At 61.9% G+C, this 2,820-nt stretch carries 3 protein-coding genes and 2 pseudogenes; all 5 read left to right on the top strand.

What is annotated here, in order from left to right; genetic code table 11:
* Nucleotides 1-179, top strand: a pseudogene (locus tag QOD90_RS09920) (Lrp/AsnC family transcriptional regulator); the annotation flags it as partial.
* A 272-nt stretch (nt 180-451) separates the two neighbouring features.
* Nucleotides 452-1,855, top strand: a complete 1,404-nt coding sequence (locus QOD90_RS09925) for an aromatic ring-hydroxylating oxygenase subunit alpha (RefSeq protein ID WP_526349121.1) — start codon at nt 452-454, stop codon at nt 1,853-1,855.
* On the top strand, nt 1,852-2,436 hold the full coding sequence (locus QOD90_RS09930; protein WP_526349123.1) for an aromatic-ring-hydroxylating dioxygenase subunit beta: 585 nt from the start codon (nt 1,852-1,854) through the stop codon (nt 2,434-2,436). Before QOD90_RS09925 ends, QOD90_RS09930 begins: the two co-directional genes overlap by 4 nt.
* A 50-nt stretch (nt 2,437-2,486) precedes the next feature.
* On the top strand, nt 2,487-2,744 hold the full coding sequence (locus tag QOD90_RS09935; protein WP_526349125.1) for a hypothetical protein: 258 nt from the start codon (nt 2,487-2,489) through the stop codon (nt 2,742-2,744).
* Nucleotides 2,741-2,820 (top strand): annotated as a pseudogene (locus QOD90_RS09940) (3-(cis-5,6-dihydroxycyclohexa-1,3-dien-1-yl)propanoate dehydrogenase); the annotation flags it as partial. The gene QOD90_RS09935 and the pseudogene QOD90_RS09940, both read left to right, overlap by 4 nt.

A 2,820-nucleotide genomic window follows, 5' to 3' on the forward strand; every position in this document is an offset into this window, starting at 1 on the left:
CCGAAAACCAAGCCGGGCTGCAGCAATTGATCGAGAAGATCGTCGGCATCCCGGGCGTCGTGCACTCGACTACGACTCTGGCACTGACTACGCCGCTGGCCTATCGTGCGCTGCCGTTGCTCGAGGAGATCACCAGGAACGCGGGATGGGGCCGGTCCACTCCAGCGCCCAGGAATTAGATCAGTAGCTGCGACCTGATTGAACATATTAGGTACATTATGTACTATTCGTGTCTTACGTCTTGCTACGCTATTCACGTGCCACGACCGACCGTCACGACTCAGCGGAAAGTATGGATAAGCATGCCCATCGAAGGCCAGATTACCGGCATTCCCGGCTCTTTCAACGTGGACAACGGTCGTCTGACTCGGCGCTCGACTAGTCGAGTTCCGCCATGCAGGGCGCGACCCCGCCACGAAGACACTTCAATCTGGTGCACTTTGGGGCTTTCATGATTGGCCTTCCCGGAATGCTCGACGACGTGCGCCGAGGCATGATCCCGGCGCATATCTACAACGACCGGGACATCTTCGAGCTGGAGAAGCGACACGTCTTCGGCACCGCGTGGATCTTCGTGGGTCACGAATCCGAGATTGCCCACCCTGGCGATTACGTCGTGCGGAGGATCCTGGAGGACTCGTTCATCGTCACTCGCGATGAAGGTGGCTCCGTCTTAGCGCATTTCAACATGTGTCTACACCGCGGTATGCAGGTCTGTCGCGCGGAGATGGGCAACGCATCACATTTTCGTTGCCCGTATCACGGCTGGTCCTACCGTAACGACGGCAGGATAGTCGGGTTACCGTTCCATCAGGACGCCTACGGCGGCGAGGAAGGATTCGCCCGCAAGGGCCAGCGACTTCTGCCTGCGCCGAGCATCGCCATATACAACGGGATGATCTTCATCAGCCTCGACCCTGGGGCGCCCCCGCTCGAGGAGTACCTCGGTGACTTCAAGTTCTATCTCGACTTCTACACCAAGCAGAGCCCGGCCGGCATCGAGCTGTCCGGACCGCAACGGTGGCGGATCAAGGCGAACTGGAAGATCGGCGCCGAGAACTTCTCAGGCGACATGTATCACACGCCGCAAACGCATACCTCGGTTGTGGAGATCGGCTTGTTCCGAGAGCCCAATGCGCAGAAACGTAAAGAGGGAGCGCTGTATTGGGCCGGCAGCGGCGGCGGAACGACCTACAAATTGCCCGACGGTTCATTGGAAGAACGTCTGAGCTACGTCGGATATCCCACCTCGATGATCGAGCGCATGAAGCAGTGCTGGTCACCCGAACAGCTCGCCGTCATCGGCACCGATGGCTTCATGTTCAGCGCGGCGTCCCTCTATCCCAACCTCTCATTCGTACACAACTGGCCGAAGGTCGGCGACAGCGACGACGTGCTGCCGTTCACCACGCTGCGCCAGTGGCAGCCGATCAGCGAAGACGAAACCGAGGTGCTGTCCTGGTTCGCGGTGGACGCTGAAGCCCCCGCAGAGTTCAAAGCCCTGTCCTACAAGGCCTATCTCATGTGTTTCGGAAGTACCGGAATGTTCGAACAGGACGATGTCGAGAACTGGGTGTCGTTGACCAATACCGCTGCGGGATCGATGGCACGGCGGCTACTCCTCAACAGCCGCATGGGGTTGCTCGCCGACGGCACTGAGCTGGCGCCGCCCTTGACCTCAGACCGATTCAGCGGTCCTGGCGTCGCACGGCAGGGTTACAGCGAGTTCAATCAGCGGGAGCTGTTGCGGCGCTGGGCGGATGACCTCCAGCGGTCCATCGCCGAACCGGCAGTCAATACGACTTTGCAGGGTGCGTCGGCCAACGGGGAACGCGAGGCGGTGTCGCGGGCATGACGACGGTGGACACTCATTCCAGCCGGTCCCGTCTCGGTGCGAACGCTTCTCGGCTCGGGCGAACGGGTACCTCGCTGAACTTCGGTGATGAACGGCATCTGCTGGCCCACCAGTGGCTGGTCGATGAGACTTATCTGCTTGACGCACAGGCTTATTTGGAATGGCTCGAGACCCTCACCGAGGACATCCACTACGTGATGCCAGTGCGGGTGACGACGGCTCTGGCTGCCGGCTACGACACCGCTCCCGGCATGGCGCACTTCGACGAGGACAAGTATTCGCTGTCGCGTCGTGTTGCTCGCTTCCTCACCGAGCACGCCTGGACCGAGGACCCCCCGTCACGGTTGCGCCATCATCTGTCGAACGTGCGCACCTTCGCCACAGACGATGCCGACCACCTGGTCGTGGAGTCGGCCACGCTGTTGTTCCGCAGCAGAGGCGACGTGCACGAGGGGGCCTTCCTCTCGGCAGGCAGGGAGGATCTGCTGCGGCTAGAGCACGGCAGGTGGAGGCTTGCCCGTCGCACGATCTCCGTCGACGAATCCGTCATCCGCATGCAGAACCTCGCGGTGTTCCTGTGACCCCGGCGCCTGACGAACACGCGGCGCGGTCGAGCGCGGAGCGCAGCGCCCTGCTCGAACACGCCGTCGGCGAACCGATCACCATCGGAAACGAGTTCGCCGAGGTACGCATCACTGGCGTGAGCACACGCAATGGCTCGCGGCTACTGATCGAGTCGCAGCGTTCCGGCCAATGGGTGGCGTTGTGCCCACTCGAGGTGGAGGCGCTGACGTGGCAGGGCACGGCCACCTTCTCGGCGATGATTGGCCATCCGTTCGGATCCCTTGTCAGCGATCAGCCCGGTGACTCGGCGACGGAGTCGCTGTGAGCGGCTGGTTGTCCCATCGCCGCGCGCTGATCGTCGGCGCCGGCTCCGGAATCGGTCGCGCGGTCGTCGATGCCTT

The organism is Mycobacterium sp. (genome assembly GCF_032161845.1).
In the GTDB taxonomy this organism is placed as follows: Bacteria; Actinomycetota; Actinomycetes; order Mycobacteriales; family Mycobacteriaceae; genus Mycobacterium.

Bases quoted from the DNA above. Each gene is read 5' to 3' on its own strand.
- QOD90_RS09930 (WP_526349123.1), top strand. From the start codon at position 1,852: ATGACGACGGTGGACACTCATTCCAGCCGGTCCCGTCTCGGTGCGAAC.
- QOD90_RS09925 (WP_526349121.1), top strand. From the start codon at position 452: ATGATTGGCCTTCCCGGAATGCTCGACGACGTGCGCCGAGGCATGATC.